The sequence below is a fragment of the Roseomonas sp. E05 genome (assembly GCF_030063475.1).
In the GTDB taxonomy this organism is placed as follows: domain Bacteria; phylum Pseudomonadota; class Alphaproteobacteria; order Acetobacterales; family Acetobacteraceae; genus Pseudoroseomonas.
In genome coordinates this window covers 60250-76142 of sequence record NZ_JASIRT010000006.1, presented here as the reverse complement: position 1 = coordinate 76142, position 15893 = coordinate 60250, and the positions used below count along the sequence as shown (strand labels likewise).

Below are 15893 nucleotides of genomic sequence, written 5' to 3'. Positions count from 1 at the left end.
ATATTGCGCCCGCCCGCGCAAACTAGGACCATGCCTTTAGGAGGACACGCGTCATGTCCGAGACATCCACCCCCAAATCCGAGGCGCTCAAGGCCTTCGCGGTGCTCAAGCAGGCCGTGGAGATCGCCTGCCAGCGCAAGAGCCACCTGATCGCCGTCGAGACGGCGATGGAGCAGGGGCTGACCATGGTGGGCGAAGTCAATGACGTGGAGCGTGACTCGATCCAGCGGCGCACCTGGCCGGAGCAGGGCCTGACCCTGACCCTGCACTTCCAGCGCTATGACCGGCTCAACCCCTTCCAGCTGGCGCCGAGTTCCGATCGGCTCGAACTCACGCTGGAGGACCGCAGCGGCACGCTGCTGAGCCACGAGGCGTCCTTCAAGGAAAAGGAATAAGGCCAGCGGCTTTCCGGCGGACGGGAGAGCGGCTCAGCCGCGCTCCCGCATCAGCCGCGCCTTGTCGCGCTGCCAGTCACGCTCGGCGATGGCGTGGCGCTTGTCGGCCTTGCTCTTGCCCTCGGCGAGGCCGAGGACGACCTTGGCGATGCCGCGGTCGTTGAACAGGATTTCCAGCGGCACGATGGTGATGCCCTCGCGCGTCACGGCGCCGATCAGCTCGCGCATCTGCTTGCGGTGCACCAGCAGCTTGCGCGGCCGGCGCGGCTCGAACCTCGAGACGAAGCTGCCGGCCTGCCATTCGGGGATGTAGGTGTTGAACAGCCACAGCTCCCCGTTCCGCTCGCCCGCCCAGGCATCGGCCAGCGCGGCGCGGCCGGCGCGCAGCGACTTCACCTCCGGCCCGACCAGCACGATGCCGGCCTCCACGGTCTCGTTGATCTTGTAGTCGAAGCGCGCCTTGCGGTTCTGCGCGGCGGTGCCGTGGGCGATCAGGGCTTTCTTGCGGGGCTCGGCCATATCGTTCCTGGAGTCTTTCCCCCTGCTGGCGGGATCCGGGGTTGCACCGTCACCCTGGCGGGGGATCCAAGGGGGCGGCGCCCCCTTGGTCGCGGTTTCAGTTCAGCAGCCCGGCGGCCACCATGGCGGCCTTGACGCGCGCCCGGTTCGCCTCGCCGAGCGGCGCCAGCGGCAGCCGGCAGCGGGCTGAGGAGTAGCCAAGCAGGCTGGCGGCGTACTTCACCGGCCCGGGCGAGGTCTCGCAGAACATCGCGTCGTGCAGCGGCGTCAGCCGGTCCTGGATGGCCATGGCCTCCTGGATCTGCCCGGCTTCCCAGGCCGCGTGCATCTGGGCGCAGAGGCGCGGCGCGACGTTGGCGGTCACGCTGATGCAGCCGACCCCGCCGGCGGCGCGGAAGGCGAGCGCGGTATGGTCCTCGCCGGAGAGCTGGCAGAAATCCGGCCCGCAGGCGAGCCTGGTGTGCAGCGGCCGGGTCAGGTTGGCGGTCGCGTCCTTCACGCCGACGATGTTCGGGTGCTTCGCCAGCCGCGCCATGGTCTCGACCGACATGTCGATCACGCTGCGGGGCGGGATGTTGTAGATGATGATCGGCAGGTCCACCGCGTCGGCGATGGCGGTGAAGTGCAGGTAGAGGCCTTCCTGCGTCGGCTTGTTGTAGTAGGGCGTGACGACCAGCGCGGCGTCGGCGCCCGCCCGCTTGGCGTGGCGGGTGAGCGCGATGGCTTCCTCGGTGCTGTTCGAGCCGGCGCCGGCGATCACCGGCACGCGCCCGGCGGCCGCCTCGACGCACATCTCCACCACCCGATGGTGCTCCTCATGGGAGAGCGTCGGGCTCTCGCCGGTGGTGCCGACCGGGATCAGCCCGGCGGTGCCCTCGGTGACCTGCCACTCCACGAGGTCCTGGAACGCTTTCGCGTCGAGGGCGCCGTTCTCGGTCATCGGCGTGATCAGCGCGACGAGGGATCCCTTGAACATCGGACGAGGCTTTCCTTCCCGGAATGGCGGCGGCATGCTGGCGGGAAGCTAGGCGCGCGCCCGGCCCTGCACAAGCGCCGGACGCCGCATGGCTCCCCCAAACGCCGGGACAAGTGCTCGCGGATCGGTTAACTTTGATGCCCATGCTTTCCGCCTCGCGCCCCTCCCTGCCCCGCCCCTTCCTGGGCCGCGCCCTGGCGCTGGCCCTCCTCCCCGCGCTCGCGCTGACGGCGCCGGCAGCCCTGGCGCAGCCCTGGGCGCCGGAGCAGGCCCGCGCCGCCGGCCGTGCCGCCCTCATCGCCGCCAATGCCGGCCGCTGGAGCGAGGCGCAGGTCCTGGCGGACCGGGGCGCCGACCCTCTGGCCGACAAGATCATCACCTGGATGCGGCTGCAGGTGCGCGGTCAGGCCAGCGCGGCGGAAATCGCCGATTTCCTCGCCGCCAATCCGGGCTGGCCGCTGCAGGCCACGCTGGCGCAGCGCGGCGAGGAGGCCCTGCCGGTCCTGGCGGAGGACGCGCTGGTGCTGCGGCTCTTCGCCGGCACGCCGCCGCGCGGCCTCCCCGCCGTGCGGCAACTCGCCGAGGCCCTGCAGCGCCAGGGTGATGCCGCCGCCGCCCGGCGTGCGGTGCAGGCCGGCTGGCGCGACGCCACCCCCGATGCGGAGGCCGAGGCGGGCTTTCTCGCTGCGCTCGGCGGCGTGCTGGGGCCGGAGGACCACCGCGCCCGCTTCGAGCGCCTGGCCTGGACCGGCCAGACCGCCGCCGCGGCCCGCATGCTGCCCCTGTTGCCACCCGAGGCGCGGCTCAACGGCGAGTTGCGGCTGGCGCTGGCCGGCGGACAGGCCGCCGCGGAGGCCGGCGCCGCGCCGCGCGCCGCCGCCGATCTCGGCCTGGCGATGGAGCTGGCGCGCTACCTGCGCCGGCAGGACCGCGACCGCGAGGCCGCCGCCGTCTGGCAGCAGGCCGAGCCCTTGCAGCGCAGCCTGACGGACGAGGCCGCCCGCGCCACCTGGATCGAGCGGCAGATCCTCTCCCGCAAGCTGCTGCGGCTGGGCGACGCCGCCACCGCCTATCGCGTCGCCGCCGCGCATGGCCAGACCGATGGTGCCGCGCTGCACGATGCCGAGTTCCTGGCCGGCTTCATCGCCCTGCGGAAGCTGAATGACCCGGCGCGCGCGGCGCAGCACTTCGCCCGCCTCGGCGAGGACAGCAGCAGCGTCATCACCCGCGCCCGCGCGCATTACTGGCGCGGCCGCGCCGCCGCCGCGCAGGGCCGCGCCGAGGAGGCGCGCGCGCAGTTCGCCGCCGCCGCCGCGCTGCCCACCGCCTTCTACGGCCAGCTCGGCGCGCTGGCGCTCGGCGAGACATCGCCGCAGCTCGCCGCTCGCATCACCGCCCTGCCCGCGCCGCAGCCCACGACGGAAGCCGCCAGCGCCTTCCTCGGCAAGGAGATGGCCCAGGCGGTGCTGGCCCTGGCCGACCTGGGCGATACCGACCGCACCCGCACCTTCCTGCTGCGCCTGGAGGACACCGCCGCCGACCCCGCCGAGCAGGTGCTGACGGCGCGGCTGGCCAACAGCATCGGCCGGCCGGACAATGCCGTCTGGGTGGCGCGCCGCGCCGGCATCGACGGCGTGACGATGCTCGCGGAAGGCTATCCGACACCCTATCCCGTGCCGGAGGCCGCGCCGGTGGAGCCGGCCTTCGTCTATGCGATCAGCCGGCAGGAGAGCAATTTCGATCCCGGCGCCGTCTCCCCCGCCAATGCGCGCGGGCTGATGCAGCTGCTGCCCTCCACGGCCACGCTGGTGGCGCGGCAGCTCGGCATTCCGCACCAGGCCTCCTGGCTGACCGGCCAGCCCGAGCACAACCTGCGCCTCGGGGCGCAATACCTGGGCGACCAGCTCGCGCGCTTCGGCAACCTCGCCATGGCGGCCGCCGCCTACAATGCCGGGCCGCGCCGGGTGGACGACTGGATCGTCTCCTACGGCGACCCGCGCATGCCACAGGAGGCCGGCGGGGCCGACATGATCGACTGGATCGAGCAGATCCCCTTCAGCGAAACCCGCAACTACGTCCAGCGCGTGGTGGAGAACGCAGTGATCTACCGTGCGCTCCGCGGCGCCGGCGGGCGGGACCATCCCCTGAAGCCCTGGCTTCCGGTCGGGACGGCGCGCTGATGTCCACCCCGCTCGCGGCCCCGCCGCTGCCGGCGGCGACGCTGCCGCGCCTCGTCGCCAGCCTGGGCGGCGTCGGCTTCATCCGCCCGGCGCCCGGCACCTGGGGCAGCGCCATCGTGCTGCCCGCCGCGCTGCTCGGGCCGGATGGCTGCCTCGCCCTCGCCGCCCTGCTCAGCCTGCTGGGCTGGTGGGCGCTGGAGCGCCTGCCCGACGCCCGGACCGACCCCGGCTGGGTGGTGGTCGATGAAGGCGCAGGGCAGAGCCTCGCCCTCGCCGCGCTTCCCCTCGGCGCCGGGGCGGGCGGGATCATCCTGGCCTTCCTGCTGTTTCGCATGTTCGACATCACCAAGCCCGGCCCGGTCGGCTGGGCGGACCGGCAGAAGGGCACGACCGGGGTGATGCTGGACGACCTGATCGCCGGCGCGCTCGCCGCCCTGCCGATCCTGGCGCTGCGCTTCTGGGAGATCCCGCTGTGACCACGCTGCTCGATGCCGAGACCCTGGAGCAGGCGGCCTCGCTGCTCCAGGCGCTGCAGGCGCGCAAGCTCACCCTCGCCACCGCGGAGAGCTGCACCGGCGGCCTGGTCAGCGCCGCGCTGACCGCCATCCCCGGCTCCTCGGCCACGCTGCTGGCGGGCTACGTCACCTACTCGAACGAAGCCAAGCAGCGCATGCTGGGCGTGCCGGAGGCGATGCTGGCCGAGTTCGGCGCCGTCAGCGAGCCGGTGGCGCGGGCCATGGCCGAGGGGGCGCTGCGCGATTCGGGAGCGGATCTCGCCGTTTCCATCACCGGCATCGCCGGGCCGGGCGGCGCCACACCGGGAAAGCCGGTCGGGCTGGTGCATTTCGGCGCTGCCCGGCGCGGCGCCACCACCCTGGCCCGGCATTGCGTCCTTCCCGGTGACCGGAGCGGGGTGCGCGCGGCAAGTGTCGCCATGGCGCTCCGCCTGCTGCGCGAGGCGGCCGGGCCGGCACCGGCAAACGACGCGGGCTAGCGGCCCCGCCGGAGGCGGGCGCAGAACACGCTGCCGTGAGATCGCCCCGGGAAAGTGCGCCGCAGCAGGCTGCATGATCGCGGGCTTGGCGGCGGCGTTGTAAGGGAACGCCATGGGCCCTGCTGCGCGGCCCCGGACGGATCGTGACATGGAAGCCAACAAGGATGTGGACATTCGCCTGCGCCAGCAGGCGTTGATCGCGGAGTTCGGCCTCGCCGCCTTGCGGTCGCAGGACCTCCAGAGCCTGCTCGACATGGCGGCGCGGCTGACCGCCTGCGGCCTCGGCAGCGACTTCGCCAAGGTGCTGGAACACCTGCCGGGGGAGAACACGTTCCTGGTGCGCGCCGGCGTCGGCTGGCATCCAGGCGTCGTCGGCCATGCGCGGATCGGGGGCGAGATGGAAAGCCCGGCCGGCTATGCCTTCCGCACCGGCAGGCCGGTGATCGCCAATGCGCTGGCCAGCGAGCGCCGCTTCCAGATGACGCCGCTGCTGGCCGAGCACGGCGTGCGCCGCGCGGTGAACGTCATCATCCGGGGCGAGAGCACGCCCTACGGCGTGCTGGAGGCGGACAAACGCGACGGCACCGCCTTCACCCCGGACGATGTCAACTTTCTCCAGGCCTTCGCCAACACGCTTGGGGCGGCGATGGACCGCGAGCATACCCGGCAGGAGATGAGCCGGCTGGCGGCGCTGGCCGAAGCGCGGGCGCAGGAGGCCGAGGAGGCGCTGCGGGCACGTGACGAACTGCTGCGGCAGAAGGATCTCCTGATGCGGGAGATCGACCACCGGGTAAAGAACAGCCTGACCGTGACGCGCTCGCTGCTGGCGATGCAATCGCGCCTCACGCAGGACTCATCCTCCCGCGCCCTGCTGGAGGAGGCGGCGCAGCGCGTCTCCACCATTGCCCGGGTGCATGACCGGCTCTACCGCAGCAGCCGCATCGGCCAAGTCGATCTCGCCGACTATCTGCAGGGACTCTGCGAGGAGCTGCACTATTCCTCCGGCCTGACGGATGCCGGGCGGCCGCTGCATGTCGCGGTGGAGGTGGCGGAATACTCGGCGGACGACGCCGTCTCGATCGGGCTGATCGTCACCGAGCTGCTGACCAATGCCGCGAAATACGGCGCCGGCCCGGTGGACCTGCAATGCCGGCGGCTGCCCGGCGGCGGCCTGCGCCTGACCGTCTGCGACGCCGGCCACGGCCTGCCGCCGGACTTCGCGCCGGCGGAGGCCACGGGCCTGGGCATGGTGCTGATCCACGGGCTGAGCCAGAAGCTTTCCGGGACGCTGCGCTGGAGCACACCCGAGAGCGGCATCGGCCTGCTCGTGACGCTCGAACTGCCGCCGCCCCCGGCGGAGCGCGGCGAGGCCGGCTGAGCCGCGCGCGACGGTTTTCCCCCGCCCCGACATGCGCTTGCCGCTGGCGTCCTTCCCGGAAGGCGGCTAAGAGCGCAGCGCCATGATGACCGTCCTGCTTGTCCTGCACCTGTTCGTCACCCTTGCGCTGATCGGCGTCGTGCTGCTCCAGCGCAGCGAAGGGGGTGGGCTTGGCATTGGCTCCTCGCAGGGCATGGGGTCCTTCATGAGCGGGCGCGGCACCGCCAACCTGCTGACCCGCACCACCGCCGTGCTGGCCACGCTGTTCATGGCGCTCGCCCTGGCGATGGCGCTGCTCGGCCGCGGCCAGTCGCAGCGCAACTCCATCCTGGATTCGCCGCCGCCGCCCGCCGTCACCGGCGAGCAGCCGTTGCAGCCGCAGCCGGCGGCGCCCGCACAAACTGCCCCCGCCACGCCGGCGGCCCCGGCGCAGCCGGCGACGCCGCCACCGGCCGGCGTGCCGAACAACTAACCCGCCGAATCGGGCGCCGGGACACCCCCAGGCGCCCGAGCTGTTTCATGAGGGACCGGTGCGGCCATGAGGCCGCACCGGTCCCGCGGCGTGGGCCATTCCGGCCACGCTTCCAACACGCAGCTGCGTCGCCGCGCTTTCACTTCCCGCCGGAGGCGCCGCACGCTAGAAAGGGCGCCCATGACGCGGTTCGTTTTCATCACCGGCGGCGTGGTTTCCTCTCTCGGCAAAGGCATCGCGGCGGCAAGCCTCGGCGCGCTGCTGCAGGCCCGGGGCTACAAGGTCCGCCTTCGCAAGCTCGACCCCTATCTGAACGTCGATCCGGGCACCATGAGCCCGTATCAGCACGGCGAGGTCTTCGTGACCGATGACGGGGCCGAGACCGACCTCGACCTTGGCCACTATGAGCGCTTCACCGGCGTGCATGCCTCCAAGCTGGACGCCTACACCTCCGGCCGGATCTATGCCGACGTGATCGCCAAGGAGCGGCGCGGCGACTATCTCGGCGGCACCGTGCAGGTGATCCCGCATATCACCGACGCCATCAAGGAAGCCGCCACGGCCGAGACCGAGGGGCTGGACTTCGTGCTGATCGAGGTCGGCGGCACGGTGGGCGACATCGAGAGCCTGCCCTTCCTGGAGGCGCTGCGCCAGCTGCACAACGAGCTGGGCCCGCAGCGCAGCCTGTTCATGCACCTGACGCTGGTGCCCTACATCCCCTCCGCCGGCGAGCTGAAGACCAAGCCGACCCAGCATTCGGTGAAGGAGCTGCTGGGCCTCGGCATCCAGCCGCAGATCCTGCTCTGCCGCTGCGACCGGCCAATCCCCGAGAACGAACGCCGCAAGATCGCACTGTTCTGCAACGTGCGGCCGGAAAACGTGATCCCGGCGCTGGACGCCAACTCGATCTATGCCGTGCCGCTGCAGTATCACTCCGAGGGTCTGGACCGGGAGGTGCTGCGCCATTTCGGCCTCTCGATCTACGGCGAGCCGGACCTCTCGGGCTGGACGCGCATCGTCCAGCGGCTGGAGAACCCGGAGGGCGAGGTCAAGATCGCGATCGTCGGCAAGTACATCTCGCTGCTCGACGCCTACAAGTCGCTGGCCGAGGCGCTTACCCATGGCGGCATCCAGCACGGCGTGAAGGTGAAGCTCGACTGGGTGGACAGCCAGATCTTCGAGACCTCCAGCGCCCTGGAGCGGCTGGAGGGGGTTCATGGCATCCTGGTGCCCGGCGGCTTCGGCGAGCGCGGCTCGGAAGGCAAGATCGAGGCGGTGCGCTTCGCCCGCGAGCGCAAGATCCCCTTCCTCGGCATCTGCTTCGGCATGCAGATGGCGGTGATCGAGGCGGCGCGGAACCTGGTGGGGCTGGACAAAGCCTCCTCCACCGAGTTCGGCCCGACCGAGGAGCCGGTGGTCGGTCTGCTGACCGAGTGGCTGCGCGGCAATGAGCGCGAGCGGCGCAAGGCCGAAGGGGATCTGGGCGGCACCATGCGGCTCGGCGCCTACCCCGCCATGCTGGCCGAGGGCTCGCTGATCCGCCAGGTCTATGGACGTGGCGAGATCGAGGAGCGGCACCGCCACCGCTACGAGGTGAACATCGGCTACCGCGAGCGGCTGGAGCAAGCCGGGCTGCGCTTCTCCGGCCTTTCGCCGGACGGCCTCCTGCCGGAAATCGTCGAATACCCGGACCATCCCTGGTTCATCGGCGTGCAGTACCACCCCGAGTTGAAGTCGAAGCCATTCCAGCCCCATCCTGTCTTCGCCGGCTTCGTCGGCGCGGCCGTGAAGCAGGCACGGCTGGTCTGAGCGACGGCGCCTGCCGCAGTTCCGGCGGCAGGCGCGCTCATCCCGGAAGGAGGCTGCCCCGGCTGCCCAGCCTGGAACCCGCCTCTGGGCCGGGCATAAAAGCGGCATCCCTCCTTTTTCGGCAATGCGATCCCGCCTCTTGCCATAGCATTTGGCAGGGCGAGAGAAGCTGCCAGCGACCCTGCCCTGGAGAGCGCCGCACCTTCCGCGGAAGGCTGGGCTGACGCCCTTTTCCAGGCGCGCAAAGCGCGTGCGTCACACACGGATGTTTATGCCCGTCCGCCGTCTAGGCAGGAGAGGCGAGACGTTAACGTTAACCATAAATAACGTCTTTGCGATCTTCTGGAAATCTTAGGTCGTAGGATCCTACAATTACTTCATCCGCCACCATCCCAGGTGCGTGAACCAAATATAATCACACGTGAAAGTATTTCTTGAAACAACTCATCACAACTCAAGGTAGCCGGAACACATCAGCGGCGTTAGGGGGCGTCTCAAATGCAATTACTGGTTGGTTGAAACGATCCGGCGCCACGATGCATACGTTTAAATAAGGCGACAGAAACGGCATAAATATTTTTTGTTCCAAAAAGCCGCTTCGAAGAACAAAGGGAATTCCACCTGTCGGGTCCGGCAGTTCGCCAGCAAGAATCCAGCAATTCTATTATAATCTCGGGGGTTATCTCCATGGACAACGAGTTCTCCTCCACCGCCGAGGGCCTCAGTCGCTTCAACATTGCTGTCATCGATCCACGGCGTCTGTCACGCGAGGCGCTGCGGCGCCTGATCTCCTCTCCTGCCACTGCTGTCGTTGCCGAGGGAGCCACCCTTGGCGAGGCCCTGCAGGGCATACCGCCCGGAACCGCCATCCACCTCCTGATCCACACTCTGGACGCCGACACCGGCATCGAAGCCGCGCTGCCGGAGATCCAGCGGGCGCGGCTGCGCTTCGTGGGGATGAAGGCGGTGGTGCTGACCGATTGTTCCCGGCCCGCGCTGCTGCTGCCCGCCGTCAGGAGCGGCGTGGAAGCCTTCCTTTCCCGGGACATCTCCGCCGAGGTGCTGCAGCGTGCCCTGGAGCTGGTCCTGAACGGTCAGCACCTGCTGCCGGGCAATCTGGCGCAGCTCGCCTTCAATCCGTTCTGGCTGCAGCCCGACGAGGCCATTCCCTCAGACCTCGCACCCTCCCGGCCGGGCATCGAGGGGATGCCCCGCATGGCCGGCGAGCGGCCGCGCACCATCAGCCTCTCGAAGCGTGAGTGCCAGATCCTGCAATGCCTGGTGGACGGCCTCTCCAACAAGATGATCGCGCGCGAACTCGACATCACCGAGGCCACGGTCAAAGTGCATGTGAAGGCGCTGTTGCGAAAGACGCAGACGGCGAACCGGACCCAGGCCGCCATCTGGGCTGTCAACAACTGGTTCGCCGGCGAAGCCGAAAGCGGCGAGGCCGATAGCCTCCTCCGGGGCAACCTGCCGGAGATCGGGCTGGGCGGGGAGCATCAGGGCCAGCCGGTGTGACGGCAGCCTGGCGGCGGGGCGCTTAGGCCTTCGCTAACCGGCTTGTGGGAAGAAGGGGAGTGTCCGCAGGTGGCCGGTTGAGCCGGCGCGGCACCCTCTTCCACCGCCCGCCGACCGGGAGCCGTCGCCGATGGGTGCCTCCTTGAAGCCGCTGACCGCCCGGACGCAGCTCCTCCGATATGCCAGCGTCACGGTGCCCGCACTGGGCCTGCTCGTCTCGGTCCTGCTCTGGCAGCTCGCGGCGCTCCGCAGCGCGGCCGAGGCCGAAGCCCGCTTCCACGACACCGCACAGTCCGTGACACGCCTCGTCCATGAGCGGATGCTCCGCGCGCTGGACCTGATGGCGAGCTTCCGCGGCCTGTTCAGCACGGAGCGGCAGATCAGCCGCGCCGATTTCCACCGGCACGCCGCGACGCTGCGCCTGCGCGAGCGCTTCACCGGCGTGGCCTCGGTGCAGTTCTCCCCCCTGGTTTCCGCCGTGGAGAAAGCGGCCTTCGAAGCCGCGGTACGCGCCGATACCAGCCTCGATCCGGGCGGCTACCCGGATTTCACCATCCGGCCCGAAGGCGAGCGGCCCTTCTATGCGCCGATCCTCTACATCGAACCGATGGCCGGCAGCGAGGCGGCCTTCGGCTCCGACCTGAATGCCGAGCCCAGCCGGCAGCGCAGCCTCGAGCGCGCGCGCGACACCGGCGAGCCGGAGGCTTCCCCGCCCTTGCAGCTGCTGCAGGAAACGCGCGGCTTCCTGGTGCTCCAGGCCATCTATCGGCAGGACGCCCCGATCTGGACCGAAGATCAGCGCCGCGCCGCCTTCAGCGGCGTGCTCAGCATCGTGTTCCGCGGCGCCGGCATCATGACCCCCCTGTTACCGGCACTGCCGCGCGGCCACCGCGTGTCCATCGAGGACCGTGGCGCATGGCCTGAAGCGGATGCGGCCCCGCAGTTGGTGTTCGACAGCGCGCCGCCATCCGCCGCTCCGCTTGCCGCCGTGCCGCAGGCGGACCGCCTCTCGGCCGTGCTGCCTGTCGCCGGCCGGGCCTGGATGATCACGATCACCCGCCCACCGGTCCGCCATGCTCTGGGGCCTGCCCCGCTTGCCCTGTTGCTGGGCGGCTGTTCCCTGACCCTGATGTTGTGGTGGCTGCTGAAAAGCGTGGCGCAGCACCATGCGATCACGGCCGAGGTGGCGGTCCGCCTGGCCCATGCGGCGCAGCATGACGACCTGACCGGGCTGCCCAATCGGCTGCTGCTGGACCGCCGCCTGGAGGAGGCGCTCGCCCAGGCGGAGCGCAAGCAGGGCTGCCTTGCCCTGCTGTTCCTTGATCTGGACCGCTTCAAGCCGGTGAACGACACCCTGGGCCACGACGCGGGCGATGCCGTGCTGCAGCAGGTCGCGTTGCGCCTGCAGGGGGAGGTGCGTCCCGGCGACACCGTGGCCCGGGTGGGCGGCGACGAGTTCGTGGTGCTGCTGCCGGACCTGCCGGCCCCGGATCTCTGGCAGGGCGTGGCCGACCGGATGCTGATCATGGTCAGCCAGCCCATCATCCTGGAGGGGCGCCGGGTCTCGGTCGGCGCGAGCCTCGGCGCCGCCGTCTATCCGCAGCACGGCACCACGGCCGCGGCGCTGCTGCGGCATGCCGACGCGGCGATGTACGGGGTCAAGCGCACCACCGCCACCGCGCCGCTACGGAGCGCCTCCGCCTGAGGCGGACACGAAATCGTCGCAGCCCTGGACCCAGGTCAGACCTTGCCCTGTGACGGCGGTCGTCTTATCCGCGCTCAGTCCAAAGATTCATCCGACACCCAGGGGGCCCGGAATGACCGCCATTGCCGACATCATCGCCCGAGAAATCCTCGACTCGCGCGGCAACCCGACGGTGGAGGTCGATGTCGTGCTGGACAGCGGGGCGGTCGGCCGCGCCGCCGTACCCTCCGGCGCCTCCACCGGCGCGCACGAGGCTGTCGAACTGCGCGACGGCGACAAGGCCCGCTACCACGGCAAGGGCGTGCAGAAGGCCGTCGCCAATGTCGAGGGCGAGATCTTCGACGCCCTCTCCGGCATGGACGCCACCGAGCAGGTGAAGATCGACGAGACCATGCTGGCGCTCGACGGCACGCCCAACAAGGGCCGGCTCGGCGCCAACGCCATCCTCGCCGTCTCCCTCGCCACCGCCAAGGCGGCGGCCGAGCACTACGGCGTGCCGCTCTACCGCTATGTCGGCGGCGTCTTCGCCCGCACCCTGCCGGTGCCGATGATGAACATCATCAACGGCGGCCAGCATGCGGACAACCCGATCGACATCCAGGAATTCATGATCATGCCGGTGGCTGCCGGCAGCGCGGCGGATGCCGCCCGCATTGGCGCCGAGGTCTTCGCCAGCCTGAAGAAGGCGCTGCACGACGCCGGCCACAACACCAATGTCGGTGACGAGGGCGGCTTCGCGCCGAACCTGAAGTCGGCCGAGGAGGCGCTGGGCTTCATCGCCAAGGCCTGCGAGGCGGCCGGCCACCGCGTCGGCGAGGACATCATGTTCGCGCTCGACTGCGCCTCCACCGAGTTCTTCAAGGACGGCACCTACGACATGGAGGGCGAGGGCAAGAAGCTCGACGCCGCCGGCATGGTGGACTACCTGGCCAATCTCTGCGGCAAGTACCCCATCATCTCCATCGAGGACGGCTGCGCCGAGGATGACTGGGCGGGCTGGAAGCTGCTGACCGACCGCCTCGGCGGCAAGGTGCAGCTGGTCGGCGACGACCTCTTCGTCACCAACCCCGAGCGCCTGCGCCAGGGCATCGAGAAGCGGACCGCCAACTCCATCCTGGTGAAGGTCAACCAGATCGGCACCCTGACGGAGACGCTGGAGGCGGTGGAAACCGCCCATCGCGCCGGCTACACGGCGGTGATGTCGCACCGCTCGGGCGAGACCGAGGACGCCACCATCGCCGACCTCGCCGTCGCCACCAATTGCGGGCAGATCAAGACCGGCTCGCTCTCCCGCTCGGACCGCCTGGCCAAGTACAACCAGCTCATCCGCATCGAGCAGGGGCTCGGCCCGGCAGCCCGCTATGCCGGCCGCACCATCCTGAAGCGCTGAACGGCTGCGGGGGATGGGCCTGCGCCCTCCCCCGCGTGTCCGGCGCGCCACGCCACAGTGACAAAGCGCCTGGATTCTTGAAGCAACCCTTGCGGCGCGCCGTGCTCCTGCCGTTAAGTGCCTGCGTTTCTTGCGGTATGGGACGACTCGATGCGCGCCATCAAGCGAATGGTCCAGGTGCTCTGGCTGCCGCTGGTCTTTGCGGGGCTGATCTGGCACTTCGCCTGGTATGCGGTGCATGGCCCACGCGTCGGCTCGCTGGCGCGCGAGGCCAAGGCTGTCGAGATCGCCGCCGCCAAGGTTTCCCTGGTGGAGGCCGAGGCCGAGCGCGACTCCATGGAACGCAAGGTGGCCGGTCTGCGCGGTGACCGCATTGACCGCGACCAGCTCGACGAACGCGCCCGCGCCCTGCTGAACATGGTCGGCAAGGACGAGCTGGTGGTGCCTTACGGCAACGGCCACCGCCTGTTCTGATCCCATCTCCTTACCGGAGTGCCAGCTCCAGCAGCGCGCGCGAGGCGCGGCTGGCGTAGCGCTCCTTGTGCCGCAGCGCCTTGAAGCTGCGCGGCGGCAGCGTGACCTGTGCCCGCACCAGCAACCCCGCGCCCAGATGCGGCCCCGCCGCGCGTTCCGACACGACCGTGGCGCCGCCATCCGCCTCCACCGCGGCCAGCACCGCCTCATTGCTGGGGAGTTCAAGCGCGATGGTCAGGGCCTCGGGCGCCAGCCTCCATGCCGGGAGCAGTTGCTCGAAGGCCGCGCGCGTGCCGGAGCCTGCCTCGCGCATGATCCAGGGCGTCTCCGGCAGGCGCGCCGGGGCGATCGGCCCCTGCGCTGCCCAGGGATGGCGCGGCCCCACCACCACGATGAGCTGATCGCGCGCCAGCACCGTCTGCGCCAAGGCAGGGTCATCCACCTCGCCCTCGACCAGGCCCAGTTCCGCCACGCCGTCCAGCACCGCCTGAGCCACGCTGCGCGTGTTGCCCGCCCCCACCTCGACCGCCACGCCGGGGCAGGCGGCGCGGAACCGCACCAGCAGCGGCGGGAGCCAGTAGGAGGCGATGGTCTGACTGGCCTGGATGCGCAAGGTTCCGCGCAGCGCGCCGCCCAGTTCCGAGAGCACCAGTTCCGCCGCATCGGCGCGCGCCAGCACGGCGGCCGCCTCGGTCTGGAAGATTCGGCCATCCTCCGTCAATTCGATGCGGCGCCCGACGCGGTGAAAGAGGGTGATGCCATGCCGCGCCTCCAATGCGCGGATGGCGGCGCTGACGGCGGATTGCGTCAGGTGAAGCGCCTCGGCCGCACGGGTCACGTGCTCGCGCTCGGCGACAGCCAGGAAGATGCGGAGTTGCTCCAGGGTCATGACCCATCAGTTTTATCGAACGGAACGACAAGAGCAACGCGTTGGATCGAACGGATCGCCACTGTCATCCTCTGCCACATCCCTGCAACGCACGAGTCTCCCCGATGCCATCCTCCACCGCCCATACCCACGCCCCACCGACGCTGGCCCGCAAGCTGCGGGAGCTCGTACCGGGCGTCGTGCTCTGCGCCGGCGTCTCCGCGGTGGCGGTTGTGCTCGCAAGGATGGAGGAGGCACTGTTCGGCCATGCCTGGCTTGAGCCGCTGGTGCTCGCCATCCTGGTCGGCACAGTTTTGCGCAGCCTTTGGGCGCCGCCCAAGGCCACGGCGCCCGGCATCGCCTTCAGCGCCAAGACGCTGCTGGAGGTGGCGGTCATGCTGCTCGGTGCCTCGCTCAGCCTCACGGCGATGCTGGCGGCCGGGCCGGCGCTGATTCTCGGCATCGCCGTGGTGGTGACGCTCTCCATCGTATTCAGCTATGGCATCGGGCGCGCCTTCGGCCTGCCCCGGCACATGGCGGTGCTGGTGGCCTGCGGGAACTCGATCTGCGGCAACTCCGCCATCGCCGCGGTGGCGCCGGTGATCGGCGCACAGGCGAAGGACGTCGCCGCCTCCATCGCCTTCACCGCAGTGCTCGGCGTGGTGATGGTGCTGAGCCTGCCGCTGCTGATGCCGCTCTTCGGCCTCAGCCAGCTGCAGTACGGCGTGCTGGCCGGGCTGACGGTCTATGCCGTGCCGCAGGTGCTGGCCGCCACCGCGCCGGTCGGCACGCTCGCAGTGCAGATGGGCACGCTGGTCAAGCTGGTGCGGGTGCTCATGCTCGGCCCCGTGGTTCTGGCCTTGTCCCTGGTGGATGGCCGGCAGGAGGGCCGCAGCAAGCGCCCTGGCCTTGCCAAGCTGGTGCCCTGGTTCATCATCGGCTTCGTCGCACTGGCCGTGCTGCGCGCCCTGGGCGTCATCCCGGAGGCCCTGCTGGCGCCGCTCGCCTCCATCACCGGCATCCTGACGGTGCTGGCCATGGCCGCGCTCGGCCTCGGGGTGGATGTGCGGGTGGTGGCGCGGGCCGGCGGGCGCGTCTCGGCCACGGTGGTGCTGTCGCTGCTGGCACTTGGTGCGGTGAGTCTCGGCCTGATCCGGCTGCTCGGCACCGCCTGAGACCCGGCCGGGGAGGGCACACCGCCCTCCCCGGCCA

The 15893-nt window shown here is 70.3% G+C and carries 15 protein-coding genes; 12 read left to right on the top strand and 3 right to left on the bottom strand.

Annotation, left to right across the window (positions count from 1 at the left end):
* The first annotated feature begins 53 nt into the window (after positions 1 to 53).
* A complete protein-coding gene (locus tag QMO56_RS08655; RefSeq protein ID WP_283524951.1) occupies positions 54 to 395 on the top strand; it encodes a hypothetical protein in 342 nt (113 codons plus the stop codon).
* Between the two features lie 33 nt (positions 396 to 428).
* On the opposite strand, the gene smpB is transcribed toward QMO56_RS08655, so the two are convergent.
* A complete protein-coding gene (gene smpB, locus QMO56_RS08650) occupies positions 429 to 914 on the bottom strand; it encodes an SsrA-binding protein SmpB (RefSeq protein WP_283524950.1) in 486 nt (161 codons plus the stop codon).
* 97 nt (positions 915 to 1011) lie between these two features.
* Entirely contained in the window at positions 1012 to 1890 is an 879-nt protein-coding gene (gene dapA / locus QMO56_RS08645) for a 4-hydroxy-tetrahydrodipicolinate synthase (RefSeq protein ID WP_283524949.1), read from the bottom strand.
* A 137-nt stretch (positions 1891 to 2027) separates the two neighbouring features.
* On the opposite strand from dapA, the gene QMO56_RS08640 reads away from it, so the two are divergent.
* The 10 genes from QMO56_RS08640 to QMO56_RS08595 all read left to right on the top strand — a co-directional run bounded on the left by QMO56_RS08640 (position 2028) and on the right by QMO56_RS08595 (position 13813).
* Positions 2028 to 4070 carry a lytic transglycosylase domain-containing protein gene (locus QMO56_RS08640; RefSeq protein ID WP_283524947.1) on the top strand — a complete coding sequence of 681 codons (2043 nt, stop codon included), beginning with the start codon at positions 2028 to 2030 and terminating at the stop codon, positions 4068 to 4070.
* On the top strand, positions 4070 to 4546 hold the full coding sequence (locus tag QMO56_RS08635) for a phosphatidylglycerophosphatase A (RefSeq protein ID WP_283524945.1): 477 nt from the start codon (positions 4070 to 4072) through the stop codon (positions 4544 to 4546). The genes QMO56_RS08640 and QMO56_RS08635 overlap by 1 nt, the downstream gene beginning before the upstream one ends.
* A gap of 5 nt (positions 4547 to 4551) precedes the next feature.
* A complete protein-coding gene (locus QMO56_RS08630; protein WP_283525175.1) occupies positions 4552 to 5064 on the top strand; it encodes a CinA family protein in 513 nt (170 codons plus the stop codon).
* 148 nt (positions 5065 to 5212) lie between these two features.
* Positions 5213 to 6442, top strand: a complete 1230-nt coding sequence (locus QMO56_RS08625) for a sensor histidine kinase (RefSeq protein ID WP_283524944.1) — start codon at positions 5213 to 5215, stop codon at positions 6440 to 6442.
* An 82-nt stretch (positions 6443 to 6524) separates the two neighbouring features.
* Positions 6525 to 6914 carry a preprotein translocase subunit SecG gene (secG, locus tag QMO56_RS08620; protein WP_283524942.1) on the top strand — a complete coding sequence of 130 codons (390 nt, stop codon included), beginning with the start codon at positions 6525 to 6527 and terminating at the stop codon, positions 6912 to 6914.
* A 180-nt stretch (positions 6915 to 7094) separates the two neighbouring features.
* A complete protein-coding gene (locus QMO56_RS08615; protein WP_283524940.1) occupies positions 7095 to 8723 on the top strand; it encodes a CTP synthase in 1629 nt (542 codons plus the stop codon).
* 687 nt (positions 8724 to 9410) lie between these two features.
* Positions 9411 to 10244, top strand: a complete 834-nt coding sequence (locus QMO56_RS08610) for a response regulator transcription factor (protein WP_283524939.1) — start codon at positions 9411 to 9413, stop codon at positions 10242 to 10244.
* Between the two features lie 130 nt (positions 10245 to 10374).
* Positions 10375 to 11949 (top strand): diguanylate cyclase domain-containing protein, encoded by a 1575-nt coding sequence (locus QMO56_RS08605; protein ID WP_283524937.1) that lies wholly within the window; start codon positions 10375 to 10377, stop codon positions 11947 to 11949.
* Positions 11950 to 12061: 112 nt separating this feature from the next.
* Entirely contained in the window at positions 12062 to 13339 is a 1278-nt protein-coding gene (eno, locus tag QMO56_RS08600; protein ID WP_283524936.1) for a phosphopyruvate hydratase, read from the top strand.
* 150 nt (positions 13340 to 13489) lie between these two features.
* Entirely contained in the window at positions 13490 to 13813 is a 324-nt protein-coding gene (locus QMO56_RS08595) for a septum formation initiator family protein (RefSeq protein ID WP_283524934.1), read from the top strand.
* Positions 13814 to 13823: 10 nt separating this feature from the next.
* Here the strand turns inward: QMO56_RS08595 and QMO56_RS08590 are convergent, their stop codons facing one another.
* Positions 13824 to 14702 (bottom strand): LysR family transcriptional regulator, encoded by an 879-nt coding sequence (locus tag QMO56_RS08590; RefSeq protein ID WP_283524932.1) that lies wholly within the window; start codon positions 14700 to 14702, stop codon positions 13824 to 13826.
* Positions 14703 to 14806: 104 nt separating this feature from the next.
* On the opposite strand from QMO56_RS08590, the gene QMO56_RS08585 reads away from it, so the two are divergent.
* Entirely contained in the window at positions 14807 to 15856 is a 1050-nt protein-coding gene (locus tag QMO56_RS08585; RefSeq protein ID WP_283524930.1) for a YeiH family protein, read from the top strand.
* Positions 15857 to 15893 lie beyond the last annotated feature (37 nt).